This window comes from Rhizobium sp. C1 (genome assembly GCF_021026335.1).
In the GTDB taxonomy this organism is placed as follows: Bacteria; Pseudomonadota; Alphaproteobacteria; order Rhizobiales; family Rhizobiaceae; genus Ensifer_A.
This window is the reverse complement of sequence record NZ_JAJNCY010000005.1, coordinates 158,228-184,398: the sequence shown is the minus strand read 5'-3', so window position 1 is coordinate 184,398 and position 26,171 is coordinate 158,228. Positions and strand designations below refer to the sequence as shown.

Sequence of the window (26,171 nt, the reverse complement as noted above, 5' to 3'; positions counted from 1 at the left end):
TAAACCTGCATGTGTGCCGTTGTCGTCAGCAACCCGGTGACAGAGCTTATGCGTAGGCGGAATGTGCCACCCCTGCCGCGCAATTACGAGTTGTTTTACGAAGCGGTTATCGGCTCGAATGCCAGACTCTCGGCCGAACTCGCGGCGCTCGGTATGCAGCCGATGCAGTGGCAGCTCGACGGGCTTTTTGAAAAATATCTTGGCGAGTTGCGTCGTAACCGCCAGATCGACAGAGCCCATAGCAACCTTACGGTTGAACTGGCGGCGCTGCTCAGCCTGCTCGGACGTGAAAAGGATGAGCTGGAAAACCATGGCGTGTCGCTGGGCGATCTTCGCCAGGTGCTGGCCTCGAACGAGGATCCCTCGATGATGAAGATTGCGCGCGCCATTGCCGATACCAAGACCGTGACCGAGAAAACCTTGGCCGCCAATGGCAATGTCATGGTGGAAGCCGAGAACAAGTCGGCAAGCCTGCAGGAGATGCGCCGCAAGCTTAACGAGTACAAGCGACTGGCCTATATCGACAGCCTCACTGGCCTTTTCAATCGCCGCGCCTTCGACGATCGCATGGCCTCCGCCTTCGCGAAGTACCGCAAACTGGGCGGTTGTGCGCTCATTCTGGCCGATATCGATCATTTCAAGCGCTTCAACGACACCTATGGCCATCCCGTTGGCGACAAGGTGCTGACGGCAGTGGGGCAGTCGCTTGCCAAATTTGCCGGCCGCAACATTTTCGTGGCGCGTCCAGGCGGCGAGGAGTTTGCGCTCATTGCCGAAAACATGTCTTCTGAAGAGGCTGTGCGGCTGGCCGAACTCGTACGCCAGGAAGTCGCCGCGATGAACTTCGAGATTAAGGGAAGCAGCACCGCAATCGGTCCGGTAACCATTTCGATCGGCGTCAGCATGACCGATGATGCACTGGACGGTGTCGAATTCTATCAGAATTCCGATCTGGCGCTTTATGCCTCAAAGAACGATGGCCGCAACCGGACGACCGCCTTCTCCATGCAACTGCGCGGGGAACTGAGCAACAACAGGAAGATGTATACCAAAGCGATCTGATCCGCCTTACGCGAGGTTCGCCGACGCGTTTGCCTCTTCGAGTTCGAGGATGCGCAGGAGATATTCGCGGGCGCTTGCATCGTCGCCCGCCTCCACGGCCTGGGCCAGCGCCCGCTGCGTCAGGATCGCGGTTTCATAATAGGATGAGGTGCCGTCGCTGAACTCGCCTTTCGGCATGGCGGCGGCGAGCGTGAACTCGACCACGCCGAGGGCAGCGCGCATCAGCGGGTTCTGCGAGGCGGTCAGGAAGATCTGGTGCAGTTCCAGGTTCGCCAGTGCAAAGCTCTCCGAGACGCCGCGCGAAATGCTCATCTGCTGGACCCAGTAATACATGGTGCGCACCTGATCCGCTGTCCGGTTGCGGCAGGCAAGCCTGACGGCTTCGCCCTCGATCAGCCGGCGGATCGAGAAGAAATGCGCGGTCAGACTCGCATCGAAGCCGCCTTCGAAGAGCCAGAGCAGCACCTGCTGATCGAAATAGGCCCAGCGGTTCTTGGCCGCGACGCGCGTACCGACCTTCGGCCGCGCTTCGACCATGCCCTTGGCTTCCAAAGTCTTGAGGGCTTCGCGCAGCACTGTGCGCGAAACACCATACATGTCCATGAGTTCGGCATCCCGCGGCAGGATCGAGCCCGCGGGGAACTTGCCGGTCACGATGCCGAGTCCCAGTTCGTTGATGACGAAGGAGTGGAAATTCGGCGCAGCCGACCGCCCTGTTCGGGAGCGAATCAGGCTGCCGGGTTCACTCATGTTTCAATTTCCAAAAGGTCTTGGTCCGCGAGGAGGATGCAGAGAAGACCAGCCGCTGAAGGACGATAAAGACGAACAGAAGTCCACCTATTACAATCTTCGTCCACCAGCTTGAAAGGGTTCCATCGAAAATAATGTATGTCTGAACAAGACCCTGCAGCATGACGCCGATGAAGGTGCCTGCGACGAAACCATAGCCGCCGGTGAGCAGCGTTCCGCCGATGACGACGGCGCCGATGGCGTCGAGTTCTACGCCCACAGCCGCCAGCGGATAGCCGGCCGAGGTGTAGAGCGAAAAGACAATGCCCGCGAGTCCCGAAAGCGTGGCCGAGAGCGTGTAGATGAGGATCGTCGTGCGCGCCACCGGCACGCCCATGAGGGCGGCCGAGACCGCGTTGCCGCCAAGCGCATAGACATTCGAGCCGAAGCGTGTGCGATGCGCCACGAGTGCGCCGACGATGAAGACGAGGATCATCAGCGCGCCGATGAGGCTGAGCCGCCCGCCGCCCGGCATCAACCAATAGGTCGAGGTCACGGTCGAATAGAATTCATGTGTGACGGGAATGGAATCCTGCGTGATGACAGAGGCGGCGCCTCTGGCGAGGAACATGCCGGCGAGCGTGACGATGAAGGGTGGTACTTCCAGATAATGGATCGCCGCCCCCATCGCCGCCCCGAAAGCCGCCGCCACGACCAGCGCAATGGCGAAGGCAGCAAGCGGGTGAATGCCGAACCAGCCGATCAGCACGGCGACGAGAACGCCGGTGAAACCGATGATCGCGCCAACCGACAGGTCGATGCCGCCCGAGATGATGACGAAGGTCATGCCGACGGCAGTGATGCCGAGAAAGGCATTGTCGGTCAGGAAGTTGCCGAGCACGCGCGTCGAGAACATGCCGGGAAACTGGAAGATGCTGGCCGCATAGGCGAGCGCGAAGATGACGGCGGTGGCCGCCAGCGGACGGAGACTGCGGTTCATGATGCTTTCCTGGCGACGGCGCGCGTGGTCTTGCGCATTTCGATGAAGCGGGTGGCGAGCGGCGATTGCATGGTGAAGATCAGGATGATCACGCCGGCCTTGACGACGAGGTTGAATTCCGGCGGGAAGCCGGAAACAAGAATCCCCGTATTCATCGCCTGGATGATGATGGCGCCCAGAACCGACATGGCGATGGAGAAGCGCCCGCCGAGCAGCGACGTGCCGCCGATGACGACTGCAAGGATCGCATCCAGTTCGAGCCAGAGCCCGGCATTGTTGGCATCCGCGCCCTTGATGTCGCCGGCGACGATCAGGCCGGACACGGCGGCGCAGAAGCCGGAAAAGCCGTAAACCGCGACCAGCAGAAGTCCGCTGCGAATGCCCGCAAGGCTCGCCGCCGCACGGTTCACACCGACCGATTCGATGAAGAGGCCGACGGCGGTGGAGCGGACAAGGAAGACGCTGAGGATGAGCAGCACGATGGCGATGACCACCGGCATGGGCAGGCCGGCAAACGAGCCGGTACCAATATAAATCAGCACCGGATCGGCAAAGGTGACGATGGAGCCGGCGGTGATCAACTGCGCGATGCCGCGTCCGGCGACCATCAGCACAAGTGTGGCGACGATCGGCTGGATTTCGAGGAAGGCGACGAGGACGCCATTCCAGACGCCGCAGACGATGCCGATGGCAAGCGCTGCGATGACGGCGACATAGGCCGGATAACCGTCGACAACGAGCGTGGCTGCCACAGCGCCGGAAATCGCCATGACCGCACCGACCGAGAGGTCAACGCCTTTGGTGGCGATGACCGCCGACATGCCGATGGCGAGAATGGCGACCGGTACACCGCGGTTGAGCACGTCGATCAGGCTACCGAAGAGGCGGCCGTCCTGCCAGGTGACGTCGAAAAAGCCCGGAAACAGCGCCCAGTTGACCAGAAGCACCACGATGAGGGCGATGGATTGCGGATTGATCAGCCGCGAGAATCTCTTCAGTTTCATACGCTCGCTCCCTCGGCGGCGACCGTTTCATGCTGGGCGGCGATCGCCTGGACGATGACGGACGGATTGATGTTGTCGCCGGTGAGTTCGGCCACCATTTCACGGTCGCGCATCACGACGATGCGGGACGAGTAAGCGACGATCTCGTCGAGTTCCGACGATATGACGAGAAGGGCCAGGCCTTCCTCGCGCAGCCGGTTGATGGTGCGGACGATTTCGGCATGGGCGCCGACATCGATGCCGCGCGTCGGCTCATCCAGAATGAGGAAACTGGGGTCGGTGGCCAGCCAGCGGGCGAGGATCACCTTCTGCTGGTTGCCGCCTGAGAGCAGCTTGACCGGCATGTCGAGCGAGGCCGCGCGGATGTCGAGATCTTCGGCAAACTTGCCTGCAATCTCCATCTGCTCGTCGCGATTCAGCGCCTTGAACCAGCCGAGCTTACCCTGAAGGGCGATCACGATGTTTTCGCGCACGGAAAGGTCGCCGAGAATGCCCTCGATCTTGCGGTCTTCCGGGCAGAAGCCGAAGCCGTGGGCGATGGCCTGCACCGGCGAAGTGAGTGAGACCGGCTTGTCGCCAATGCGGATTTCGCCGGCGTCGCACTGGTCGGCGCCGAACATGATGCGCGCCATTTCGGTGCGCCCCGAGCCGAGAAGGCCCGCGACGCCAACGACCTCGCCACGGCGGATTTTCAGCGAGAAGGGGTGGATTTTGCCGGCCTTGCCACACGCCTTGAACTCGACAAGGGCGGGCCCTGCCGCGCGCTCCTCAATGCCGGTGACGGCTGGGGCGAAGGTGATGTCCTTGCCGAGCATCATGCGCACGACATCCGTGCGCGAAAGACCCGCAAGCGGTTCGGTGCCGATCAGGCGGCCGTTGCGCAGGATCGTGACGCGATCGGAAATCGCGAAGACCTGGTCGAGGAAGTGCGTGATGAAGACGATGGCCATGCCGCGCTGTTTCAGCTGCGTGACCACTTCGAACAGCTTCTCGACCTCATATTTGTCGAGGCTGGCGGTCGGCTCGTCGAGAACGAGAACCTTGCCGGACAGCTCTACGGCGCGGGCAATGGCCACGATCTGCTGAACTGCGACGGAATAGGTGCCAAGTTCGGCCTGCACATCGATGTCGAGACCGTAGCGCGACAGAAGCTCGCGGGCATTTTTCTCCATCAGCGACTTGCGCACGAAGCCGAAGCGGGTCTGCTGACGTCCGAGGAAGAGGTTTTCGGCCACCGAGCGGTTCGGCAGCAGGTTGACCTCCTGATAGACCGTTCCGATGCCATGCGACTGGGCGTGCAGCGGGTCGGAAAAACGCACCGGCTCGCCGTCGAGCACGACTTCTCCGCCATCCGGCTGGTAGGCACCGGTGAGGATCTTGATCAGTGTCGATTTGCCGGCGCCGTTTTCGCCGAGCAGCGCATGAACTTCGCCGCGACGTAGACCTAAGTTGACGCCGTCGAGCGCCTTGCTCTGGCCGAATATCTTGATGACGCCGCGCGCTTCCAGTACGAATGGATTGTCGCCCGCTGCCGCAGCCGAATGGGTATCGACCATGGTTCCCTCCCGTATTTTCGTGATCTTTGATCTTGTCGGTCGTTAAGACAAGAACGTTCCGCCGGATGATCCGACGGAACGCGTCTGAGCCATGAAACCATGGCTTTGGGGTTACTCCGGGATCAGTAACCCAGACCCTTCTTCTCTTCATACACCTTCTTCGGATCGTCGTTCGGCGTGTAGAGCTTCGATTCCGTGATGATGAATTTTTCCGGCTGCTTCTTGCTCGTCCAGTAGGCGTCGAGCGCGTCGAATGCGGGGCCGGCCATGTTCGGCGTGAGTTCGACGGTCGCATTGGATTCGCCGGCCATCATGGCCTTGAAGATATCCGGAACGGCGTCAACGGAGACGACGAGAATGTCCTTGCCCGGCTTCAGGCCGGCATCCTTGATGGCCTGGATGCCACCAACAGCCATGTCGTCGTTATGGGCATACATGGCGCAGATGTTCTTGCCGCCGTCTTCCGCCTTGATGAAGCCTTCCATGACTTCCTTGCCCTTGGAGCGGGTGAAGTCGCCGGTCTGGCTGCGCACGATCTTGATGTTGTCGTGGCCCTTGATGGCTTCTTCGAAGCCCTTCTTGCGGTTGATGGCGGGCGTGGAACCCACAGTGCCCTGCAGTTCGACGACGTTGCACTTCTTGTCGCCAACGGTCTTCACCAGCCAGTCGCCGGCAACCTTTCCTTCCTTCACCTGGTCGGAAGCAACCGAGGTCAGATAGAGGTCCTGCGGAGCGTCAACACCGCGGTCGAGAAGGATGACCGGGATCTTGGCGTCCTTGGCTTCGCCGAGAACCGCGTCCCAACCCGTGGAAACGACCGGCGCAACGAGGATCGCGTCGACGCCTTGGGCGATGAAGCCGCGGATGGCCTTGATCTGGTTTTCCTGCTTCTGCTGGGCATCGGCAAACTTCAGCTTGATGCCGCGCTTTTCGGCTTCCTGCTTCGTCACCGAGGTTTCAGCAGCGCGCCAGCCGGATTCGGAACCGATCTGCGAGAAGCCGATCGTCTTGCCCTTCAGGCTGTCGGCATAGGCGGCAGAAGACAACAGGGCAGCAACGCCCGCAGCAACTGCGAGCTTCGTCAAGAATTTCATGATTTCCTCCCAAATGCTCACCCGCTCTCTCCGGGTAGCTGAAGAGACGCTAGCAAAAGTACTATTATATGTAAATATATGTTCAGAAAAAGTGTATTTATGAACATATAATACACGTAAAAGATGAAAATGCGCGTATGGGATGCCGCTGGAATGCATTCTCAATCGAGTGGAATCAACTGCTTCCCGCACCTGCGTTGTGCAGGCGCAGCGCGGCGCCGGCGATTGCGCGAAGCGCCTGAATCGTCCAGAACGGAAACACAAGCCAGAGAAAATTTCGGGAGGAATTCATGGTTCATGTGAGCCCGTCGCTGACTGCAGCCACGATTTCGCCGGAGGATTCGGATGACGCCCTGCTCGTCGGCCGCGTCTGGTCGAAGGCCGCCGCCGGTCCTTCGCCGGTCATCCTGCGGGGCGGGCATGTGCACGATCTCTCCGCTCACGTTGCCACGATCGCGTCGCTTCTCGAAAAACCGGACATTGCGGCATGGCTCTCAAGCCTCACCGATCTTCCCGGCCTCGGCCCGCTCGATGCCTTCCTGAACGGAGAAGCTGGCGAGTTGCTGGCCCCGGTCGATCTTCAGGCGATCAAGGCCGCAGGCGTGACCTTTGCCGGGAGCATGCTGGAGCGTGTGATCGAGGAACAGGCCAAGGGCGATAGCGGCCGCGCTGAGGAAATCCGCAAGCGTCTTGCGCCGATTCTGGGGGAAAGCCTGAAGGGTGTCGTCGCCGGATCGCCGCAGGCGGCGAAGGTCAAGGCCCTGCTGCGGGACATGGGGCTCTGGTCGCAATATCTCGAAGTCGGCATCGGTCCGGATGCGGAAATTTTCACGAAGGCCCAGGTCATGTCGGCCGTCGGCTGCGGCGCCAAGGTCGGCATTCATCCGATCTCCGAATGGAACAATCCGGAGCCCGAAGTGGTGCTCGCCGTCCGCTCGGATGGCACGATCGTCGGTGTGACGCTCGGCAATGACGTGAACCTGCGCGATGTCGAGGGCCGCTCGGCGCTGCTGCTCGGCAAGGCGAAAGATAACAATGCCTCCTGCGCGCTCGGCCCCTTCATCCGCCTATTCGACAAGGGCTTTACGCTGGAAGATGTTGGAGGCTTGAGCGTCTCGCTGAGCGTGACGGGCGAGGATGGGTTCGAGATGACGGGCGTCAGCCATATGTCGGCTATCAGCCGGAGCCCGCAGAACCTTGCGAGCCAGATGCTGAACCGCAACCACCAATATCCCGATGGCGCAGTGCTCTTTCTCGGAACCATGTTCGCCCCGGTCAAGGACCGGCGCGGTCCCGGCCTCGGCTTCACCCATGAAATCGGCGACCGGGTAGAAATTGCCTCGCCCCGGCTCGGACGTCTCGTCAACATCGTCGACCGCACGGATGCCTGCCCGGAATGGACCTTCGGCGTCAGGGCGCTGATGAAGAACCTCGCCGAGCGCGGGCTGATCGAGCGGCTGTAAGCGCACAGCATAAGGAACGCGAGCGTTTCCGGGCTTGGCGCCCCCTCATCCGACCCTTCGGGCCACCTTCTCCCCGATGGGGAGAAGAGGGAAAGGCCGCAGCCTCTCGGTCTTCCTCGCCCCTCCGGGGAGAGGTCCGCCGAGCGTTAGCGGAGGCGGGGTGAGGGGGCGGCTGCGCGCAAACGGAAACGTGCGAATGCTTTGGCAGGGCAGGGGATAACCTCGCCGCTTCCTTGTTTTCGTTTGCTGAAAGGGCCATCCTGACGCAACGGGAGGGCGCTTGAGTCTCATGCGTCCAACCCGCCGGAGAGGAGCCCCAAGCCGCCATGCGAGAACCGATCACGATCAGTTTTTCGGGCGGAAGTGCGTTGCTCCTGCAATCCAATTCGAGCCGCTTCGACGAGCAGTTCCAGAAGCGCATCTGGTCGCTGGCCACCGACCTTCAAGCGGCACCCGGTTTCACCGAAACGGTACCGGGGATGAACAACATTCTCGCCCTGTTCAACCCGGAAGAGATCGTCCCTGAAGAGGCGCGCAAGCAGTTGACCGAGCGCTGGGCGAAGGCACAACCACTGCCGCGTCGCGGTAAGACAGTGGAAATTCCAGTCGTCTATGGCGGGCAGAATGGCGAGGACTTCAAGCCGTGGGCGCGCCATTGCGGGCTGGCCCCGCTGGAGGCCGCGCAGCGGCATGCCGCCGGCACCTATCAGGTGGCGGCCATCGGCGCGATGCCCGGCTTTCCCTATCTCTCCGGTCTCGATCCGGCGCTGGCGATTGCAAGACGCTCGACGCCGCGGCTGGCCGTCCCCGTTGGTTCGGTGATCGTCGGTGGGGCGCAGGCGGCTGTCATGCCGCAAACGTCGCCGTCCGGCTGGCACATTATAGGCCGCACGAACATCGCGCTCTTCGATCCGCATCGCGACAAACCCTCGACATTGGCGCCGGGCGACATTGTCCGCTTCACCATCGAGGATGTCTGGCTATGATCGAGGTGCTGACGACGGGCGCTGCGAACTCGGTTCAGGATCTCGGCCGCAACGGACGCTTCGACATCGGGGTGAGCCGCAGCGGCGCCATGGATCGCCTGTCGCTGATGATCGGCAATGCGCTGCTCGGCAATGACCTGAACGCCGCCGGGCTGGAGATCGCCATTTTCCCCTTCCGTCTGCGCTTCGACCAGCCTGCACGCTTCGCGGTGACAGGTGCCGAGGGCGCGGTGACACTCGCCGGTCGCCCGCTCCCGGCGCGCTGGGCCGCGAGTGCGGCAGAAGGTGAGACGCTGGTGATCGCGCCGCCGGACAAGGGCGCGCGCGTCTACATCACTTTTGCCGGCGGGATCGATGTCGAGCCGGTGCTGGGGTCTCGTGCAACAGACCTGAAATCCGGCTATGGCGGGCTTGAGGGCCGTGGCCTGAAGCGCGGCGACCGGCTCAATGTGACGCCCAAGCCATACATGCGGGCCTTTGGGGCAGCGCTCGACCCCTTCGCCGCACTTGATTTTGCCAATCCGCTTCCCGTCCGGGTCGTTCCCGCGGCGGAACATTCCGTCTTCAGCGCCGATGCGCGCAAGCTCTTCTCGCGCTGGGCTTGGCGGGTCACGCAGGAGGCCGATCGCATGGGCTATCGGCTGGAAGGGCCGGAGCTGAAGCTGGAGCGCCGGCTGGAGTTGATGTCGCATGGCATCTTGCCAGGCACGGTGCAGGTTCCGCCTTCCGGCAAGCCGATCATCCAGCTGGCGGATGCCAATACGTGCGGCGGCTATCCGAAGATCGCGACCATCATCGAAGCCGATCTCTGGATCGTCGGACAAGCGGGACCGGACAGCCGCTTTCTCTTCACCGAAGTCACGCCCGACGAGGCCAATGCCGCGCTTCGCAAGCAGCGCCATGAGATCGACGCACTTGCCCGTACGGTCGAGGTCGCCCGGTCACTGGCGGGATAGGATCACCATGGATATCGACTTCATCGAACGTCTGATCGAACTGGCGAAAAAGAGCGGGATCGCCGGTCTCGAATATGAGGCGAATGGCGAGACCGTGCGTATCACGCTTGGCGACGAAGAGACCGTGGGCTCGGCGGAGCGAGTCGCGCATGTCGAGATGAAGGGCGCGGGCGAGGTGGCGGCACCGCCTCAGCCGGCACTCCATCGTCTCACGTCCGGCATGGCCGGCACCTTCTACCGTTCGCCCGCGCCGGGTGCGGAGCCCTATGTGAAGCCGGGCGACATAATCGAGGAGGGGCAGGTGCTCGGCCTCATCGAGGCGATGAAGATGCTCACCCCAATCGAGGCGGATCGCGCGGGCCGCATCCAGTCCATCATGGTCGAGGATGGCGCGCCGGTCGTGCGCGGCATGCTGCTGTTCGAGATTGGCGACTGACCATGTTCGATACGGTTCTCATCGCCAACCGGGGAGAGATCGCGCTGCGCATCCTGCGCGCCTGCCGGTCGCTGGGTCTGAAGACGGTCGCCATTCATTCGGAAGCCGATCGTGACCTGCGTCATGTGCAGCTGGCCGACAAGCGCCTCTGCATCGGCCCGGCACCCGCGCGCGACAGCTATCTCAACATCGCTTCGATCCTGCTCGCAGCCAAGGCGACCGGGGCAGGGGCAATCCACCCTGGCTATGGCTTCCTCTCGGAAAATGCCGGTTTCGCCGAGGCGGTGGAGAAGGCCGGGCTCGTCTTCATCGGCCCGCCGGCTGACGCCATCCGCACCATGGGCGACAAGATTGCCGCCAAGGAAGCCATGCGCGCGGCCGGTGTGCCTTGCGTTCCGGGCTCCGGCGGAGCCTTGCCCGACGAAGACTGGCGTGTCCGCCATATCGCCGCCGAGACCGGCTATCCGGTCATCGTGAAAGCCTCGGGCGGCGGCGGCGGCCGCGGTATGCGCATCGTTCGTCGCGAGGAGGAGTTGGCGGATGCGGTTGCGCTGACGCGCGAGGAGGCGGGGCGCGCCTTCGGCAATCCCGATGTCTATATCGAGATGTTCCTCGAACATCCGCGCCATGTCGAAATCCAGATCCTCGCCGACAACCATGGCAATACGGTCATGCTCGGCGAGCGGGATTGCTCCATGCAGCGCCGGCACCAGAAGGTTATCGAAGAGTCACCCGCGCCGGGCATCCCGCGCGAAGCGATCGAGCGCGTCGGTGCGCGCTGCGTCGCGGCCTGCAAACAGATGGGCTATCGCGGCGCGGGCACGTTCGAATTCCTCTACGAGAACGGCGAGTTCTTCTTCATCGAAATGAACACGCGCGTGCAGGTCGAGCATCCGGTGACGGAAATGGTGACGGGCATCGACATCGTGCGTGAGCAGATCCGCATTGCGATGGGCGAGCCGCTCTCCTTCACGCAGGCTGACATCACCATGCGCGGCCACGCCATCGAATGCCGCATCAATGCCGAAGACTCTTTCGCCTTCACGCCGTCGCCTGGGATGGTCGAGACGCATCGCCCGCCGGGCGGCCCGGGCATCCGGCTCGATACGCATCTCTATGACGGCTACGAGGTGCCGCCGCATTACGATTCGCTCGTGGCGAAACTCATCGCTTACGGCGACACCCGCGAGGAGGCCTTGATCCGGATGAAGGTGGCGCTGGCCGAATACGAGATCGGCGGGCTGACGACGAACATTCCGCTGCAGCGGCGGCTGATGAACGATCCCGGCTTCCGACAGGGCGGGTTCGACATTCATCATCTGGAGGCGCTGATTGCCTCGGGGGCAATGAAGCCGGAGGGCGGAGCATGACGCTCGACGAAATCGAACGCGCCGTCGCGCTTGCCAAATCGCGCGGTCTTGCCGAACTCGAATGCGCGATCGGGCAGGGCGGACGGTTGAAGGTCATCGTCAACCGTCCGCACAAGCCTGTCGCGCCGGCTACAGCGGTGGCCCTGCCGGTGAAGGCGAAGAACGCGATACGCACCCGCTATTTCGGCGTCTTTGCCGATACGGTTCCGCCAGTCCGGTCAGGCGACCGTGTTTCTGAACACCAGGTCGTGGGCTTCCTCGAGCTTGGCGAGATCCGCTTTGCTATCGAGGCGGAGAAGGCGGGGCGTGTCTCTGCCAAGCCGGTGAAGCCCGGCGATCTTGTGGGCTATGGCGAGACCGTCTTCGAGTACGAATAGGCCATTCCCGGCGAAGTGCCGAGCGCGTACGCTGTCGCGCTCAAGCCATTTGTCGATCTGCAATCAACCCTGAACGGTGACCAGATTGCGGACAATCGCCAGACCGAGAAAAAGCGCGCCCACCGAAAGAACGACGGAGGCGATGGCATAGCCGGTGGCGAGCCAGGTCTCGCCACGTTCGAAAATCGTCGCAGTGTCGAGCGAGAAGGTCGAAAAGGTCGTGAAGCCACCGAGAATGCCGGTGGTGAGGAACAGACGTGCCGATTGCGGCAGGCCGGACTTCAGCGCCCAGTATTCCGCAATCAGACCCATGACGAGACTGCCGACAATGTTGACGCAGAGTGTTCCCCAGGGGAAATTCGGGCCAAGCCACTTCAGGGTTGCGACATTGACGCCCTGCCGGAGTACGCCGCCGATGCCGGCGCCGATGAAGACGATCAGATAGTTCATGAATAAAAGTCCTTTCGTTAAAAGAACGAAAGCCTTGCGATTGCGGGAAGGTCAAGACATGCTCCCGCCATCGCGGAGAGCTTTCGCCTGTTCCGCATTCGGCAGGAGCTATCAGCCGCGCCCTTTTCAAAGACCGGCGGTTCTCGGGAAGCCCCATTCCCATCCACTTGTTCTGTAGTGCAAGCGCAGCGCCGTTGCAATCCGCTGGTGTTCACTCGGTTACACTGACATGTTCGTGTCGCCTGTTCCTGGTATGGTTTTGGCTTGAGAAAGACCGCGAAGAAGCGCGATTTCCGCATCTGGCAAGCCGGCTTCGACGGCCAGGGAAAGCGCATAGCCTGCAAGGTGCGTACACGGGGTGTTGAACGCATCCGGCACGGATTGCCGGAGCGCAGCCAGCGCCTTCTGGAGCCTGACCTGAACCTCGATCATTGCTGCGCCGTCCCGCGCAATCGGCCTGAACGCATCCTCGATGGCTTCCTCAGGCCTGATCGGACTGACATGGACCAGAGGATAGTCGGGCTCGACACGGGCGCGCGTGTTCCAATCCGCCAGGATCCGCACAAGCCGTCCCAGCACGCTGATGGCGGTTCCCGGATCATTGACAGCTGGCGACAGCGCACGCGAGGCGATTTCGGACAAGACGATGAGCCCGAAGCGTGGATCGGCGTCGAAGGCGCGTTGCGGGCCGATTGCAAAAGCCTGCTGCAGACGCTCCGCATCCTCGTCGGAAAGGCTCTCGGCACGCAGATAGGCAATCGGCCCGCGCTCCACCACGAAGGAACCGGGTATGTCCAGAACATAGACCTCCCCGTCCACCGCTTCGGCGATGGATTGAAGAGCCGGCATGTCGACATGCTCGACATAGCCCGTGATACGCGAGGGAATTTCAATGCAGTCCGCCGGCAGGGACCCATTCAGCACGCGTCCGCCGAGATAGGGATTGGCCAATCGCGCCGCGAGCGCATTGCTGGCGGCCGTCTCGACGCGGTCCAGCGTGTTGTCCATCCGCCCGAAGCTCATCAGGTGGCCGATCCAGCGGATCAGCGCGACGACGACAAGCAGAACGACGGCGATGGTGAAGAGATAGAGCACCACCTTGCCCGACGCACTGTAGAGCTGGGCGTTGAGCGCAATGAGCCCCAGCAGGCTGAAGAGAAAGGCGCCGATGAAGGTTGCAAGCACATTCTGCGTCGTGGTGTCTTCCTGAAGCAACGCGGTGGCGCGGGGTGTTGCCGTTGCCGCCGCCGTCCCGAAGCCCGTTACGGCGATGGAAAGCGAGAAGGTTGTGACCGCAAGCATCGATGAAGCCAGGATTTCAAGAATTTGCGACACGGCTTCGGAGCCCGCCTTGAACGCGACCAGTTCCGGGACATAGGGCGCGAGCAGCTGCGCTACGACGACGGAAAGGACAGAAAGGCAGGCAATGGCAACAACGCGCAGCCATATTTTTTGGCGCCAGGCCTTGTATAGGTTCCACACTCTGAAGTTCATCATGCCTCGCTGCCCGTCATGACTGTATTATCCTTGGGAAACCGTTTCGAAAGCAAGGCCTTCGCAAGGTGCGCGCTGAAATCCGTGAGCGGTACGCGGCCGTATAAAAGGCATGGCTCAGATGAATTCTCTGAAAGACGGTTACAACGCGCTGGTCATCGGCGCATCCGGGGGGATCGGCGGCGCGATCACGCAGGCGCTGCAGGCCGACCCGCGCTGTGGCGCTGTCCTCCGGCTGTCGCGGCGCGACACGCCCGGTTTCGATGTGACGGACGAGGCGTCTGTGGCCGAAGCGGCTCAGGACATCGCTTCGGAAGTCGATGGGCTCGATCTCGTTTTCAATGCCACCGGCGCGCTGACGATTGACGGTGTCGGGCCGGAAAAGGCTCTGAAAAGCATCGATCCGCAGGCGATGTTGCGCCAATTCGCACTCAATGCGGTCGGACCTGCCCTGATCCTGAAGCATTTCGGGGGCCTGATGCCACGTAACCGCCGGGCCGTTTTCGCCTCGCTTTCCGCGCGCGTCGGCTCGATCGGAGACAATCATCTGGGCGGCTGGATATCCTATCGCGCCGCCAAGGCGGCGCAGAACCAGATTATCCGCACAGCTGCCATCGAAATAGCACGCAGCAGGCCCCTGGCGGTTGTCGCAGTACTTCATCCGGGCACGGTCGAAACGGGCCTTTCCGTCGGCTATCGCGGCACTCATGTGAGTGTTGCGCCGCCCGAAGCCGCAGGGAATCTGCTTGCCGTTCTGGATGGTCTGCCGCCGGAAAAAACCGGCGGCTTCTTCGCCTATGACGGTTCCGTCGTAGAGTGGTAAGGTCCGGCACAGGGTAAACGTCCTTGTGCCCGCACAAACCGCTTCACTTCACGATCAGGGCTCCGGATATTCCAGCTTGCTGACGTCATAGCCGAGCGACTTCGCCTTCGCGACCATGACCGCCAATTCCTTTTTCGAGGGCGCCTTGCGGGCATAGATCCACAGGTTCTTCATCTGCGGATCAGCACTGATGAACCAGCTCCGATCGGGCGACTTGTATAGAACCCAGTATTTGAACGTCACGAAGCCGCCGAGATAGCGGACAGTGAGCTTGGCATTCGTGGTACCCGCGTCTTCGAGCTTGCCGATACCGTCAATGGTCCTGAGTTCGCCTTTCGGCGATCCCATGCGGCAGCCGTCCTCGATGCGGTAAATGTCCCGGCTCGCGGAGGGCTTGTAGGTGGTATAGCCCGCCACGCAGCCATCAGTGATGCGCATCGGTGTGCGGGCAATTTCCAGCCATGTACCGGTATAATGATCGCGGCCGACCGAAACGACCTTCGGTTCGGCATGTGCGGGGGCTGTGGCGACGCCGAGCCCGGCGGTCAGGAGCATGGCGGCAACAGGCAGGTGTGTCCATGGGGTCATGTCGAAATCCTCCGTTTGCACAATCTACGGCCGCCCTGCGAAGCCGGATCACGGCCGAGGATCTGCCTTTAAATTGCGCATATTCTCTCAATTGCCCGCGTAATGGGCAGTTAAGAGTGCAGGCCTGTGGGCTCCAAATGACCAAGCCTTTGTTTTTAAAACATTTAACAGTCTGGCACGGTGATTGCTTCTTCATGGTCGAGTTTGGACGCTAGGGTTCCGACGCCATCTGAGGCGTGTCTGGTCCGAGAGCAGCCACCGGCGTGGGGAGACATCCCGCCGGGTGCACGGCGGGACAAAAGCCCGGGAGACCTCGTTAGCCAAGGGATTGGCGGCGCTGGTCATTGCCGATCCCTTTTTGCAAACAACAAAAGGGGAATGCCAATGCAGACTTTCAAGAAATTCCTTTCCATCACAGCCATCGCCGCTTCGCTTCTTCTGCCCGCCATCGGCAGCGCGGAAGCTGCGCCGAAGAAGGAATTCAAGGTTGCCTGGTCGATCTATGTCGGCTGGATGCCCTGGGGCTATGCGGCCGATCATGGCATCGTGAAGAAATGGGCCGACAAATACGGCATCAAGATCGATGTCACGCAGTTCAACGACTATGTCGAATCCATGAACCAGTATACGGCCGGCGCCTTTGACGCGGTGACGCTCACCAACATGGACGGCCTTTCCATTCCGGCCGCCGGCGGCGTTGACACGACCGCCGTCATCGTCGGCGACTTCTCCAACGGCAATGACGCGATCATCCTGAAGAACAAGGACAAGCTCGCGGACATCAAGGGCCAGAACGTCAATCTCGTCGAATTCTCCGTTTCGGAATATCTGCTTGTCCGCGCGCTTGAAAGCGCCGGGATGACCGAGAAGGACGTGAAGGTCGTCAACACCTCCGACGCCGATATGGTTGCAGCCTACAAGACCAAGGATGTGACCGCCGTCGTGACCTGGAACCCGCTGGTCTCGACGATCATGCAAGAGCCGGATGCCAAGAAGGTCTTCGACAGCTCCAAGATCCCCGGCGAAATCATCGACCTTATGGTCGCGAACTCGGCCACGCTGAAGGACAATCCCGATTTCGGCAAGGCGCTGGCCGGCATCTGGTATGACACGATGAAGCTGATGACCGCCGACAGCGACGAGGGCAAGGCCGCGCGCACGGCGATGGGTCAGGCCTCCGGCACGGATCTTAAGGGTTTCGAAGCCCAGATGGCCGCCACCAAGCTCTTCGACAAGCCGGCCGATGCGCTGGCCTTTACCAATTCGCCGGAGCTACCGAAGACGATGGACCATGTCCGCACCTTCCTGTTCTCCAAGGGGCTTCTGGGCAATGGCGCGCCCTCGGCCGATGTCATCGGCATTGAAATGCCCGACGGCACGGTGCTCGGCGACAAGGGCAATGTGAAGCTGCGCTTTGCGACGACCTACATGGACGCCGCCGCCAAGGGCGCGCTCTGATCAACGGTCCGGTCACCGCCGGGCGCTATCGCCCGGCGGGCCTTCCCACCTTTCGCGAACGGAGACAGCCATGCGCTGGATCAATGTGAGACCGTCGAGCGGGATGCGGCTGACGCTGGCCGTCGCGCCGTTTCTGATCGTGCTGGCGGCCTATGTGGCCGGTTCGGCGGCGCGGCTGGCCGACAATGCCAATGACAAGCTGCTGCCGGGACTGTCGTCTTTCGTCGACGCCATCAACCGTATGGCCTTCGTACCGGACGGCCGTTCGGGGCAGATCCTGCTCTGGGCCGATACGGCCGCAAGCCTGACGCGGCTCTTTTCCGGCATCGGCATCGCGGTCGCCATCGCGCTCGTCATCGGCATGCTGATCGGCATGCTGCCGACGATGCGGGCGCTGCTGGCCCCCTTCGTTGCCGCCGTCTCGATGGTGCCGCCACTCGCGCTGCTGCCGATTCTCTTCATCGTCATGGGGCTTGGTGAAGCCTCCAAGATCGCGCTCATTGCCATCGGCGTGACGCCGATCATGATCCGCGACCTGGCGTTGAAGGCCATCGAACTCCCGCGCGAGCAGATCATCAAGGCGGAAACGCTGGGCGGTTCCTCCTGGCAGATCGCGCTGCGTGTCGTGCTGCCGCAGATCCTGCCGCGCCTCATCGATACGCTGCGCCTGCAGATCGGCCCGGCCTGGCTCTTCCTGATCGCAGCGGAGGCCATCTCGTCCGAAGCCGGTCTCGGTTATCGCATCTTTCTCGTCCGCCGCTATCTCGCGATGGATGTGATCTTCCCCTACGTGCTGTGGATCACGCTTCTGGCCGTGGGCACAGATTACATTCTGAACCGCCTGCGCATCGGCATCTTCCCCTGGTCCGAACTGGAGAAGAACACATGAGCGCCATCACCATCGACAAGGTCTGGAAGGAATATGGCGACCAGATCGTTCTGGAAGACATCTCCATCGAGATCGAAGACCGCGCCTTTGTGGCCCTCGTCGGCCCTTCCGGCTGCGGCAAGACCACGTTTCTGCGCATGCTGCTGGGACAGGAACAGGCGACTCGCGGCACGATCCTTCTGGACGGCACACCGCTGCCGCCGGAGCCGGGGCCGGATCGCGGCGTCGTCTTCCAGCGTTATTCGGTGTTTCCGCATCTGACCGTGCTCGGCAATGTTCTGATCGGAAAGGAGATGACGGCCGCGCGCTATTCCGGCCGGCTGTTCGGTGCCGCCCGCAAGGCGGCGATCGAGGAGGCGAAGGCGCTCATTGCCGAAGTCGGCCTGTCCCATGCGCTCGACAAATATCCCGCCCAGTTGTCCGGCGGCATGCAGCAGCGGCTGGCGCTGGCGCAGGCGCTGATCATGAAGCCGAAAGTGTTGCTGCTGGACGAGCCCTTCGGGGCGCTCGACCCCGGCATCCGCGCTGAAATCCACACGCTGATGAAACGGCTCTGGCATGAAAACCCGATGACGGTTGTGATGGTGACGCATGACATGCGCGAGGCCTTCACGCTCGCCACCCGCGTCGTCGCTTTCGAGCGGCTGCGCGACCGGCCCGAGGAAAAGCTGCGCTACGGGGCAACCATCAGCCGCGACATTCCGATCTGGCCGCCGCGCCGGGCCGGAGAGCCATCTCTCATTCGACCAGACCGGGACGGCCCGGTTCAAAAAGGTCAATAGCCGGGACGACCTGGCCTAACTTGATGAGGAGTGCGAACATGCATATCCGACGTTCTGCCGAAGAAATCGCCGCCAACCGCGCGCGTTATGAAGAGCACCAGAAGAAGGGGCTGGAATTTGCTCCCAAATCCCTGCCGGGCAAGAGCCAGCTGCCGGCCGCGGACATTGCCGCCGAAAGCGTTGTGCACCGGGAGGTCATTCCCGGCGGCTGGTACTGGTGGACCAGCGTGAAGAAAAATGAAGTGCTGCGCGTCAGCCTCGATCACGGATTCACGACTGTCGCACTCGTCGCCTGGAATGCGGCTGATCGCACCGAGCGCCTTAACCTGCCCGATACGGTGAAGCTGCAATGGACCACCGGCCTCTCCAAGGGTCGCGTGATCTTCTCCGACATGGGCCGCGTCATGTTCTCGATCGTCGAGGATACGTCCGGCGCGCATGATTGCCTCGTGGGCGGCTCGACGCTGGCCTCGGTGTCCGCGAAATACGACGTGCCTTACGCCCGAAACACGCGGGACAATCTGGTGATCGCTGCGACCAAGCTCGGCCTCGACAAGCGCGACATTCCGGCTGCCCTCTCGCTCTTCGCGCCGGTGCGCGTGGACGCGGACGGCCAGTTTTTCTGGAATGCCGATCTCCTGAACGGCGGAGACTATATCGAACTCCGGGCCGAAATGGACATGCAGGTGGCCTTTTCCAACGCTCCGCATCCGCTCGACCCGAACCCCGTCTACGCCTCGAACCCGGTCACGGTCACCCGCATTGCCGCGACTGAACCGGCTGCAGACGACCTCTGCCGCACTGCCACGGCCGAAGCCGTGCGCGGCTTCGAAAACAATGCCTTTGCAGCGCTTTGAGGGGGAGACGATCATGACCGATTTCATCCAGACATCGCCGGCCCGCACGATCGAGGCTGCCGTTCAGGACCATCACATCCCGGCCGAAGCGCCGTTTTCGACCGTCATCCGCAAGGGGCAGATCGTGCGCATCGAGGACAGCTACGGCCAGCAGGCCATCGATACGCTGTTCTACAATGCGGAAGATTTCTCCGAGCGCTATTCCAATCAGGACACGATGCGCGAACAGGGCGCGGCCTATATCTCGACCGGCACGAAGATCATGTCGAACGAGGGCCGCGTCATGCTCAAGATGACCGCCGACAGTTGCGGCCGGCATGACACCTCGGCGGGTGCCTGCTCCTGCGAGAGCAACACGGTGCGTTTCGGCCACGGTACGAAATATCTGCACGCCTGCCGCGACAATTTCGTCATCGAGGTGTCCAAGCACGGCATGAGCAAGCGCGATGTCGCGCCGAACATCAATTTCTTCATGAACGTGCCGATCGCGCCCGATGCGACCATGACCATTGTCGACGGCATTTCCGCGCCCGGCGATTATGTGGAATTGCAGGCCGAGATGGATGTCCTGATGGTCATCTCCAATTGCCCGCAGATCAACAATCCCTGCAACGGTTTCGACCCGACGCCGATCCGCGTCCTCGTCTGGAACGACGAGCGTTAAACGGGGCCGGTCATGTTCAAGAAAATCCTGATCGCCAATCGCGGCGAAATCGCCGTGCGGATCATCCGCAGCTGCAAACAACTCGGCATCGCCTCCGTCGCCGTCTATTCGGATGCCGATCGCTTTTCCAAGGCGGTCCAGATGGCGGATGAGGCCGTGCGCCTCGGTCCGGCCCCGGCGACCGAAAGCTATCTGAATGTCGAGGCCGTCGTCGCCGCCTGCAAGGCGACGGGGGCCGAGGCCGTGCATCCGGGCTATGGCTTTCTCTCCGAAAATATCGGTTTCGCCGCCCGTCTGGCGGAAGAGGGCATCGCCTTCATCGGCCCCACGCCGGAGAATATCCAGGCTTTCGGGCTGAAGCACACCGCGCGTGAAATCGCGCGCGAAAGCGGCGTTCCGCTGCTGCCCGGCAGTGGCCTGCTCGACACCGTCGAGGAAGCGCTAACGGAGGCGGAACGCATCGGCTACCCCGTCATGCTGAAATCCACCGCAGGCGGCGGCGGCATCGGCATGCAGCTTTGCGAGGATGCAGGCGCGCTGAAGGCGGCCTTCGAGACCGTGCAGCGCACGGCGCGCGCCAGCTTCGGCGATGCGCGCGTCTATCTGGAGCGTTTCGTGGCAAAAGCCCGGCATGTCGAGGTGCAGATCTTCGGCGACGGCAAGGGCAGGGTGATGTCGCTCGGCGAACGTGACTGCTCGCTCCAGCGGCGAAACCAGAAGGTGATCGAGGAAACGCCGGCGCCGGGGCTATCCGATGCTGTGCGCAAGAGCCTGCATGCCGCCGCCGTGGCGCTGGGCAGGCAGGCGAACTATGCCTCGGCCGGCACGGTGGAATTCATCTACGATCCGAAGCGCGAGGAATTCTATTTTCTCGAGGTCAATACGCGGCTTCAGGTCGAACATCCGGTAACAGAAGCCGTGTTCGGCCTCGATCTCGTCGAATGGATGATCCGGCAGGCGGCGGGCGAGGATGTGCTGACCGGCAAGGAGACGCTGACCCCGAAGGGCGCGGCGATCGAGGCGCGCGTCTATGCCGAAATGCCCCATGCCGGTTTCCGTCCGAGCGCCGGGCTTCTGACGGAAGTCGTGTTTCCCGAAGGCATTCGCGTCGATGGCTGGATCGAGACCGGAACCGAAGTCACGCCTTTCTACGACCCGATGCTTGCCAAGGTGATCGTTGCGGCGAACGATCGCGATGCGGCCATTGCCGCCTTGAAGCAGGCGCTCGACGGCACGGCGATTTCGGGCATCGAGACCAATCTCGATTATCTGAAGGCCATTGCCGCCTCCGATCTTTTCGCCAGCGGCGATGTCGCGACGACGGCGCTCAAGGACTTCGCCTTCGTGCCGGATGTGGTCGAGGTCATCGCGCCCGGCGCGCAGTCGAGCCTGCAGGAACTGCCGGGCCGGATAGCCCTCTGGCATGTCGGCGTTCCGCCATCGGGCCCGATGGACGACTATTCTTTCCGCCACGCCAATCGTCTGGTCGGTAACGCGGACGAGACGGCGGCGCTCGAACTGACGGTCTCCGGTCCGGTGCTGAAATTCTTCTCCGATATCACCGTGGCGCTGTCCGGCGCGCGGATGCCGATGACGTTGGACGGTGCGCCGGTGGCGCATGATGCACCGGTCGTGGTGAAGGCAGGTCAAACGCTGAGCATCGGCCAGATCGAAGGGGCGGGGCAGCGTGCCTATCTCGCCGTCGCCGGTGGCTTTGCGGCTCCGGTCGTGCTCGGTTCGCGCGCCACGTTCGGGCTCGGCCAGTTCGGAGGCCACGCTACGGGCACGTTGCGTGCTGGTCACGTGCTGCGGCTCGCCCGCGCATCGCAAGCCGGCGTGAAACCCGCTGGGCAGCCCGCGCCGCTGACGCGCGAATGGTCGGTCGGCGTGCTCTATGGTCCGCACGGCGCGCCCGATTTCTTCCTCGAAAAGGATATCGAGACGCTGTTCTCGACGGCTTATGAGGTGCATTACAACTCCGCCCGCACCGGCGTTCGCCTGATCGGCCCCGCACCGCAATGGGCGCGCGCCGATGGCGGCGAGGCCGGGCTGCACCCTTCCAACCTGCACGACAATGCCTATGCAATTGGCGCGATCGACTTTACCGGCGACATGCCGATCATCCTCGGGCCCGACGGCCCGAGCCTCGGCGGCTTCGTCTGCCCGGCGGTCATTGCGGGCGACGAGCAGTGGAAAATGGGTCAGTTCAAGCCCGGCGATACGATCCGGTTTCATGCGGTTCATCGGGAGGAAGACCCGGTTGAAGGGCCGACCGTCATTGGTCTCGGTGCAAAGGCCGGTTCTCCGGTCCTCGCGCAGCGTGACGATACGCCTGTGCCGGTCGTCTATCGCCGGCAGGGCGACGACAATCTGCTGGTCGAATATGGCCCGATGCAGCTCGACATCGGCCTGCGTCTGCGCGCGCATCTTCTGATGCAGGCGCTGAAGTCGGAGAAGCTGCCGGGGCTGATCGATCTCACGCCCGGCATCCGCTCGCTGCAGGTGCATTACGATGGCGCGGCGTTGAAGCGCTCGACGCTTCTCGGTCTGCTGGGCGAAATCGAGGCCTCGCTGCCGGATATTGCGAGCGTCAAGGTCCCGAGCCGCACGGTCTGGCTGCCGCTGTCGTGGAACGATCCGGAAGCGGAGCTTGCCATGCGCAAGTATCAGGAACTGGTGCGCCCCAATGCGCCCTGGTGCCCGTCGAACATCGAGTTCATCCGCCGCATCAACGGCTTGGCCGACGAGCAGGCGGTGAAGGACACGATCTTCAACGCCTCCTATCTGGTCATGGGCCTCGGCGACGTCTATCTCGGCGCGCCGGTGGCCACGCCGCTCGATCCGCGGCAGCGGCTGGTGACGACGAAGTATAATCCCGCCCGCACCTGGACGCCGGAAAACGCGGTCGGGATCGGCGGGGCCTATATGTGCATCTACGGCATGGAAGGGCCGGGCGGCTACCAGCTCTTCGGCCGCACGATCCAGATGTGGAACACATGGCGGCAGACGCAGGTGTTTTCGAAGGACAAGCCGTGGCTGCTCGATTTCTTCGACCAAGTCCGGTTCTTCCCCGTCACGCATGGCGAGCTGACCGAGGCGCGCGCCGCGTTTCCGCATGGCGGTTATCCGGTGCGCATCGAGGAGGGCGAGTTTTCCTATGCCGCCTACGAGGCCGATCTTGCGGCCAATGCCGGGGCCATAGCGGCCTTCAAGCAGGGCCAGCAATCCGCCTTCGAGGCAGAGCGGCGGCGCTGGAAGGAGGAGGGGCTCGACACGTTCTCCGCCGACGACGGAGCCGGCCAGCCCATGGCGGGCGACATCCCGGAGGGCTGCATTGGCATCGAAAGCGCCGTGCCCGGCAATGTCTGGAAGGTGCTCGTCGAGCCCGGCGCGCGGGTGAAGGCGGGCGACACACTCGCCATCATCGAATCCATGAAGATGGAAATCGCGATCTCCGCCCATGCCGATGGCCGTGTGCGCGAGGTGCGTGCCAGTCCCGGTCGGGCGGTGCGTGCCGGCGATGTTCTGGCCGTCCTGGAAACCGCCTGAACGACGGGAACGAGGCTCGCCGACGTCTTCGCCGGCGGCCTTTCATGCCCCCGAAGACCCTCTGTTGTTTGCGCCGCACAATCGGTGTTGGCGGGAAGCCTACTTCAGGAAAATTTTGAGAAAACGTTTTCTCATATTGACTATGACTATGAGAAAAGGTTTTCTCTCGTCAGGAAGCGATGGGAGGCAGCGCTGACACAGGACTCGAAAAACGCACGCACGACGATACACGATCTGGCCCGTGCCGCCGGCGTGAGCGTGTCTACCGTTTCCAAAGCGCTGAACGACACGGGCCGCATGGCGGAAGAGACGCGGGTGCGGATCAAACGGATCGCTGCAGAAATCGGCTTTCGGCCGAATGCATTGGCGCGGGGGCTTCTGTCGCGGCGGTCCCTGACCATCGGGCTTCTGACGAACGACACCTACGGCCGCTTCACGCTGCCGCTGATGGCGGGCGTGTCGGAGGCGCTGGTAGACAAGGGTGTCTCTGTCTTTCTCTGCGCCATCGAGGACGATCCGGCGCTGGCGCGGGTGCATGTCGAGGCGATGCTCGACAAGCAGGTGGATGGTATCATCGCCACCGGCAAGCGCACCGATCGCGCGCTGCCGGTCGATCTGTCCGACCTGCCAGTGCCGGTGGTCTATGCTTTCACGGCCGGACCGCCGAGCAGCATTACCTATGCCTCTGACGATGTTCAGGGGGCGGAGATTGCGGTTTCGCATCTGCTTTCTCTGGGGCGCAAGCGGCTCGCGCATATCACCGGGCCAGACGCGTTCATCGCGGCACTGGAGCGCGCGTCAGCCTTCCGCCGGCTCGCCGCCAGCGATGCGCCGGTGCTGCATGGGCAGTGGACGGAATCCTGGGGCCGGGAAGCCATTCTTGACCTGTGGAAGGCCGGCGAGCGGCCGGATGGCATTTTCTGCGGCAATGACATGATTGCTCGCGGCGTGATCGACGGCTTGCGCGAACTTGGCGTTTCGGTGCCGGGCGAGGTTTCCGTGGTCGGGTTCGACAACTGGGAAATCGTCGCTGCCCAGTCACGCCCGCCGCTGACGACGGTGGACATGAACCTGAAGGAGCTGGGCCGGCAGGCGGGACTTACGGTTTTGGCCCTGGGAGAGGGCCAAAAACTCGAACCGGGCTGGCGCAAGCTGCCCTGTATGCTGGTGGTGCGCGGCTCCTGCGGCGGCGCACCGGCCGATCGATAGACAGAGTTTCGGGCTGAGGAGAGCCCCTGTTGGGAGGAAATATCATGAGAAAATTGCTTGCCACGACAACGCTTGCCGCGATGCTGATTGCGCCGGCCGCCTGGGCGGATACGATCCAGATGTGGGTCCGTTCCGGCGTCGGGGACAGTTTCAAGGAGACGGTCAAGGCCTTCAATGCCGGCCACAAGGACAAGGTCGAGCTGACCGAGGTTCCCTTTTCCGAGCTCGTGCAGAAATATGCCACGGCAATAGCTGGCGGCCAGGCACCTGACGCGCTGTCGCTCGATCTGATCTACACGCCGTCTTTCGCCGCCTCGGGCCAGCTTGAGGATCTGACGAAATGGGCCGAGGGCCTGCCCTATTTCAAGTCGCTGTCGCCCTCGCATGTGCGCCTCGGCACCTATGAAGGGCATATCTACGGCATGCCGCTCTCCGTCGAGACCTCGATCTTTGCCTGGAACAAGGACCTCTACAAAAAGGCAGGGCTTGATGCCGACAAAGCGCCGAAGACCTGGGAAGAGATCACCGCCAATGCCGAGAAAATCCGCGCGCTCGGCAAGGATACCTATGGCTTCTACTTCTCCGGCGGCGGCTGTGGCGGCTGCATGATCTTCACCTTTACTCCGCTCGTCTGGGGTGCCGGGGCCGACATCCTCTCCGCGGACGGCAAGAAGGCAACGCTCGATACGCCGCAAATGCGCAAGGCGGTCGACATCTACCGCAACATGGTCAAGAAGGATCTCGTCCCGCCGGGTTCGGCGACGGACAACGGCACCAATTTCCTCTCGATCACCAATGGCAAGATCGGTCAGCAGTCGCTCGGCGCCTTCTCGATCGGCACGCTGATTACCCAGCATCCGGAGCTGAACTTCGGCGTCACGCTCATCCCGAGCGTGGACGGCAAGCCCTCATCCTTCGCCGGCGGCGACAATTTTGTCGTCACCAAGGGCACCAAGAAGCTCGATGCGGTGAAGGGCTTCCTCGAATATGTCTATTCGCTGGAAGGCCAGAAGATCATGGCCAAGTATGGCAGCCTGCCGACGCGCGGCGATCTCGCCAATGAAGTGCTCGCCGGTCTCGACCCGCGCATGAAGGTCGGCGTCGATGCCATTGCGGTCGCCAAGACGCCCTACACGCTGCAGTTCAACGATCTGATCAACAGCGCCAACGGTCCCTGGGCCGCCTTCACCCACGCCGCGATCTATGGCGACGAGAACAAGGCCTTCTCGGACGCCCAGGCGCAGATGCAGCAGATCATCGACGACGCGCAGTGATGTGACGATCCTCCCGGGGCGATCCCGCGTCCCATCGGGGGCCGGACCTTTCAGTGTCCGGCTCCCGACAGATCCTTGATGCCATACTCAGTGCGAGTTCA

The 26,171-nt window shown here is 62.4% G+C and carries 24 protein-coding genes and 2 riboswitches; of the genes, 16 read left to right on the top strand and 8 right to left on the bottom strand.

Annotated features, from left to right (window positions below):
- Positions 1 to 9 precede the first annotated feature (9 nt).
- On the top strand, positions 10 to 1,062 hold the full coding sequence (locus LQK83_RS12870) for a GGDEF domain-containing protein (protein ID WP_230837803.1): 1,053 nt from the start codon (positions 10 to 12) through the stop codon (positions 1,060 to 1,062).
- A gap of 6 nt (positions 1,063 to 1,068) precedes the next feature.
- Here LQK83_RS12870 and LQK83_RS12865 read toward each other — a convergent pair whose 3' ends face one another.
- The 5 genes from LQK83_RS12865 to ytfQ all read right to left on the bottom strand — a co-directional run bounded on the left by LQK83_RS12865 (position 1,069) and on the right by ytfQ (position 6,445).
- Positions 1,069 to 1,812, bottom strand: coding sequence for a FadR/GntR family transcriptional regulator (locus LQK83_RS12865; protein ID WP_230837802.1), 744 nt, complete (start codon positions 1,810 to 1,812; stop codon positions 1,069 to 1,071).
- Positions 1,805 to 2,791 (bottom strand): galactofuranose ABC transporter, permease protein YjfF, encoded by a 987-nt coding sequence (yjfF, locus tag LQK83_RS12860; RefSeq protein ID WP_230837801.1) that lies wholly within the window; start codon positions 2,789 to 2,791, stop codon positions 1,805 to 1,807. Before yjfF ends, LQK83_RS12865 begins: the two co-directional genes overlap by 8 nt.
- Positions 2,788 to 3,795: an ABC transporter permease gene (locus LQK83_RS12855; RefSeq protein ID WP_230837800.1), complete on the bottom strand. Its 1,008-nt coding sequence runs from the start codon at positions 3,793 to 3,795 to the stop codon at positions 2,788 to 2,790. Before LQK83_RS12855 ends, yjfF begins: the two co-directional genes overlap by 4 nt.
- Positions 3,792 to 5,351 carry a sugar ABC transporter ATP-binding protein gene (locus LQK83_RS12850; RefSeq protein WP_230837799.1) on the bottom strand — a complete coding sequence of 520 codons (1,560 nt, stop codon included), beginning with the start codon at positions 5,349 to 5,351 and terminating at the stop codon, positions 3,792 to 3,794. Before LQK83_RS12850 ends, LQK83_RS12855 begins: the two co-directional genes overlap by 4 nt.
- Before the next feature lie 122 nt (positions 5,352 to 5,473).
- Positions 5,474 to 6,445, bottom strand: coding sequence for a galactofuranose ABC transporter, galactofuranose-binding protein YtfQ (ytfQ, locus tag LQK83_RS12845; protein WP_230837798.1), 972 nt, complete (start codon positions 6,443 to 6,445; stop codon positions 5,474 to 5,476).
- Positions 6,446 to 6,735: 290 nt separating this feature from the next.
- Here ytfQ and LQK83_RS12840 point away from each other — a divergent pair, with 290 nt between their 5' ends.
- The 6 genes from LQK83_RS12840 (at position 6,736) to LQK83_RS12815 (ending at position 12,033) form a co-directional block, all read left to right on the top strand.
- Complete coding sequence (locus LQK83_RS12840) at positions 6,736 to 7,908, top strand: fumarylacetoacetate hydrolase family protein (protein WP_230837797.1); 1,173 nt, start codon at positions 6,736 to 6,738, stop codon at positions 7,906 to 7,908.
- A gap of 326 nt (positions 7,909 to 8,234) precedes the next feature.
- Positions 8,235 to 8,894: a 5-oxoprolinase subunit PxpB gene (pxpB, locus tag LQK83_RS12835; RefSeq protein ID WP_230837796.1), complete on the top strand. Its 660-nt coding sequence runs from the start codon at positions 8,235 to 8,237 to the stop codon at positions 8,892 to 8,894.
- Positions 8,891 to 9,850, top strand: coding sequence for a biotin-dependent carboxyltransferase family protein (locus LQK83_RS12830; RefSeq protein ID WP_230837795.1), 960 nt, complete (start codon positions 8,891 to 8,893; stop codon positions 9,848 to 9,850). Before pxpB ends, LQK83_RS12830 begins: the two co-directional genes overlap by 4 nt.
- 7 nt (positions 9,851 to 9,857) lie before the next feature.
- Positions 9,858 to 10,286, top strand: a complete 429-nt coding sequence (locus tag LQK83_RS12825) for an acetyl-CoA carboxylase biotin carboxyl carrier protein (RefSeq protein WP_230837794.1) — start codon at positions 9,858 to 9,860, stop codon at positions 10,284 to 10,286.
- A 2-nt stretch (positions 10,287 to 10,288) separates the two neighbouring features.
- Complete coding sequence (accC, locus tag LQK83_RS12820; protein ID WP_230837793.1) at positions 10,289 to 11,656, top strand: acetyl-CoA carboxylase biotin carboxylase subunit; 1,368 nt, start codon at positions 10,289 to 10,291, stop codon at positions 11,654 to 11,656.
- Positions 11,653 to 12,033, top strand: coding sequence for a hypothetical protein (locus LQK83_RS12815; RefSeq protein WP_230837792.1), 381 nt, complete (start codon positions 11,653 to 11,655; stop codon positions 12,031 to 12,033). Before accC ends, LQK83_RS12815 begins: the two co-directional genes overlap by 4 nt.
- Before the next feature lie 63 nt (positions 12,034 to 12,096).
- On the opposite strand, the gene crcB is transcribed toward LQK83_RS12815, so the two are convergent.
- A complete protein-coding gene (crcB, locus tag LQK83_RS12810) occupies positions 12,097 to 12,483 on the bottom strand; it encodes a fluoride efflux transporter CrcB (RefSeq protein WP_230837791.1) in 387 nt (128 codons plus the stop codon).
- A 95-nt stretch (positions 12,484 to 12,578) separates the two neighbouring features.
- Positions 12,579 to 12,653: riboswitch (Fluoride riboswitch) on the bottom strand.
- A gap of 49 nt (positions 12,654 to 12,702) precedes the next feature.
- Complete coding sequence (locus tag LQK83_RS12805; protein WP_230837790.1) at positions 12,703 to 13,980, bottom strand: DUF2254 domain-containing protein; 1,278 nt, start codon at positions 13,978 to 13,980, stop codon at positions 12,703 to 12,705.
- A 118-nt stretch (positions 13,981 to 14,098) separates the two neighbouring features.
- On the opposite strand from LQK83_RS12805, the gene LQK83_RS12800 reads away from it, so the two are divergent.
- Complete coding sequence (locus LQK83_RS12800) at positions 14,099 to 14,800, top strand: SDR family NAD(P)-dependent oxidoreductase (RefSeq protein WP_230837789.1); 702 nt, start codon at positions 14,099 to 14,101, stop codon at positions 14,798 to 14,800.
- A 54-nt stretch (positions 14,801 to 14,854) separates the two neighbouring features.
- Here LQK83_RS12800 and LQK83_RS12795 read toward each other — a convergent pair whose 3' ends face one another.
- Complete coding sequence (locus LQK83_RS12795; RefSeq protein ID WP_230837788.1) at positions 14,855 to 15,388, bottom strand: lipocalin family protein; 534 nt, start codon at positions 15,386 to 15,388, stop codon at positions 14,855 to 14,857.
- A 200-nt stretch (positions 15,389 to 15,588) separates the two neighbouring features.
- A riboswitch (guanidine-I (ykkC/yxkD leader) is annotated at positions 15,589 to 15,700 on the top strand.
- A gap of 72 nt (positions 15,701 to 15,772) precedes the next feature.
- On the opposite strand from LQK83_RS12795, the gene LQK83_RS12790 reads away from it, so the two are divergent.
- The 8 genes from LQK83_RS12790 (at position 15,773) to LQK83_RS12755 (ending at position 26,070) form a co-directional block, all read left to right on the top strand.
- Positions 15,773 to 16,846, top strand: a complete 1,074-nt coding sequence (locus tag LQK83_RS12790; RefSeq protein ID WP_230837787.1) for a putative urea ABC transporter substrate-binding protein — start codon at positions 15,773 to 15,775, stop codon at positions 16,844 to 16,846.
- A gap of 70 nt (positions 16,847 to 16,916) precedes the next feature.
- Positions 16,917 to 17,735: an ABC transporter permease gene (locus tag LQK83_RS12785; RefSeq protein WP_230837786.1), complete on the top strand. Its 819-nt coding sequence runs from the start codon at positions 16,917 to 16,919 to the stop codon at positions 17,733 to 17,735.
- Complete coding sequence (locus tag LQK83_RS12780; protein ID WP_230837785.1) at positions 17,732 to 18,517, top strand: ABC transporter ATP-binding protein; 786 nt, start codon at positions 17,732 to 17,734, stop codon at positions 18,515 to 18,517. Before LQK83_RS12785 ends, LQK83_RS12780 begins: the two co-directional genes overlap by 4 nt.
- 38 nt (positions 18,518 to 18,555) lie before the next feature.
- The gene (locus LQK83_RS12775) at positions 18,556 to 19,374 is read left to right on the top strand and encodes an urea amidolyase associated protein UAAP1 (RefSeq protein ID WP_230837784.1); all 819 of its coding nucleotides are present in this window, start codon (positions 18,556 to 18,558) and stop codon (positions 19,372 to 19,374) included.
- A gap of 13 nt (positions 19,375 to 19,387) precedes the next feature.
- On the top strand, positions 19,388 to 20,038 hold the full coding sequence (locus LQK83_RS12770) for an urea amidolyase associated protein UAAP2 (protein ID WP_230837783.1): 651 nt from the start codon (positions 19,388 to 19,390) through the stop codon (positions 20,036 to 20,038).
- A gap of 12 nt (positions 20,039 to 20,050) precedes the next feature.
- Positions 20,051 to 23,587, top strand: coding sequence for an urea carboxylase (gene uca / locus LQK83_RS12765; RefSeq protein WP_230837782.1), 3,537 nt, complete (start codon positions 20,051 to 20,053; stop codon positions 23,585 to 23,587).
- A 192-nt stretch (positions 23,588 to 23,779) separates the two neighbouring features.
- A complete protein-coding gene (locus LQK83_RS12760) occupies positions 23,780 to 24,796 on the top strand; it encodes a LacI family DNA-binding transcriptional regulator (RefSeq protein WP_230837934.1) in 1,017 nt (338 codons plus the stop codon).
- A gap of 41 nt (positions 24,797 to 24,837) precedes the next feature.
- Complete coding sequence (locus LQK83_RS12755) at positions 24,838 to 26,070, top strand: ABC transporter substrate-binding protein (protein WP_230837933.1); 1,233 nt, start codon at positions 24,838 to 24,840, stop codon at positions 26,068 to 26,070.
- The last annotated feature ends 101 nt before the right edge of the window (positions 26,071 to 26,171 follow it).

Coding starts and splice junctions, on each gene's coding strand:
- LQK83_RS12815 (WP_230837792.1), top strand. CDS start 11,653: ATGACGCTCGACGAAATCGAACGCGCCGTCGCGCTTGCCAAATCGCGC.
- ytfQ (WP_230837798.1), bottom strand. CDS start 6,445: ATGAAATTCTTGACGAAGCTCGCAGTTGCTGCGGGCGTTGCTGCCCTG.
- LQK83_RS12865 (WP_230837802.1), bottom strand. CDS start 1,812: ATGAGTGAACCCGGCAGCCTGATTCGCTCCCGAACAGGGCGGTCGGCT.
- LQK83_RS12795 (WP_230837788.1), bottom strand. CDS start 15,388: ATGACCCCATGGACACACCTGCCTGTTGCCGCCATGCTCCTGACCGCC.
- LQK83_RS12870 (WP_230837803.1), top strand. CDS start 10: ATGTGTGCCGTTGTCGTCAGCAACCCGGTGACAGAGCTTATGCGTAGG.
- LQK83_RS12825 (WP_230837794.1), top strand. CDS start 9,858: ATGGATATCGACTTCATCGAACGTCTGATCGAACTGGCGAAAAAGAGC.
- LQK83_RS12790 (WP_230837787.1), top strand. CDS start 15,773: ATGCAGACTTTCAAGAAATTCCTTTCCATCACAGCCATCGCCGCTTCG.
- LQK83_RS12775 (WP_230837784.1), top strand. CDS start 18,556: ATGCATATCCGACGTTCTGCCGAAGAAATCGCCGCCAACCGCGCGCGT.
- uca (WP_230837782.1), top strand. CDS start 20,051: ATGTTCAAGAAAATCCTGATCGCCAATCGCGGCGAAATCGCCGTGCGG.
- LQK83_RS12805 (WP_230837790.1), bottom strand. CDS start 13,980: ATGATGAACTTCAGAGTGTGGAACCTATACAAGGCCTGGCGCCAAAAA.
- LQK83_RS12855 (WP_230837800.1), bottom strand. CDS start 3,795: ATGAAACTGAAGAGATTCTCGCGGCTGATCAATCCGCAATCCATCGCC.
- LQK83_RS12780 (WP_230837785.1), top strand. CDS start 17,732: ATGAGCGCCATCACCATCGACAAGGTCTGGAAGGAATATGGCGACCAG.
- pxpB (WP_230837796.1), top strand. CDS start 8,235: ATGCGAGAACCGATCACGATCAGTTTTTCGGGCGGAAGTGCGTTGCTC.
- accC (WP_230837793.1), top strand. CDS start 10,289: ATGTTCGATACGGTTCTCATCGCCAACCGGGGAGAGATCGCGCTGCGC.
- LQK83_RS12770 (WP_230837783.1), top strand. CDS start 19,388: ATGACCGATTTCATCCAGACATCGCCGGCCCGCACGATCGAGGCTGCC.
- LQK83_RS12840 (WP_230837797.1), top strand. CDS start 6,736: ATGGTTCATGTGAGCCCGTCGCTGACTGCAGCCACGATTTCGCCGGAG.
- LQK83_RS12830 (WP_230837795.1), top strand. CDS start 8,891: ATGATCGAGGTGCTGACGACGGGCGCTGCGAACTCGGTTCAGGATCTC.
- LQK83_RS12800 (WP_230837789.1), top strand. CDS start 14,099: ATGAATTCTCTGAAAGACGGTTACAACGCGCTGGTCATCGGCGCATCC.
- LQK83_RS12850 (WP_230837799.1), bottom strand. CDS start 5,351: ATGGTCGATACCCATTCGGCTGCGGCAGCGGGCGACAATCCATTCGTA.
- yjfF (WP_230837801.1), bottom strand. CDS start 2,791: ATGAACCGCAGTCTCCGTCCGCTGGCGGCCACCGCCGTCATCTTCGCG.
- LQK83_RS12785 (WP_230837786.1), top strand. CDS start 16,917: ATGCGCTGGATCAATGTGAGACCGTCGAGCGGGATGCGGCTGACGCTG.
- crcB (WP_230837791.1), bottom strand. CDS start 12,483: ATGAACTATCTGATCGTCTTCATCGGCGCCGGCATCGGCGGCGTACTC.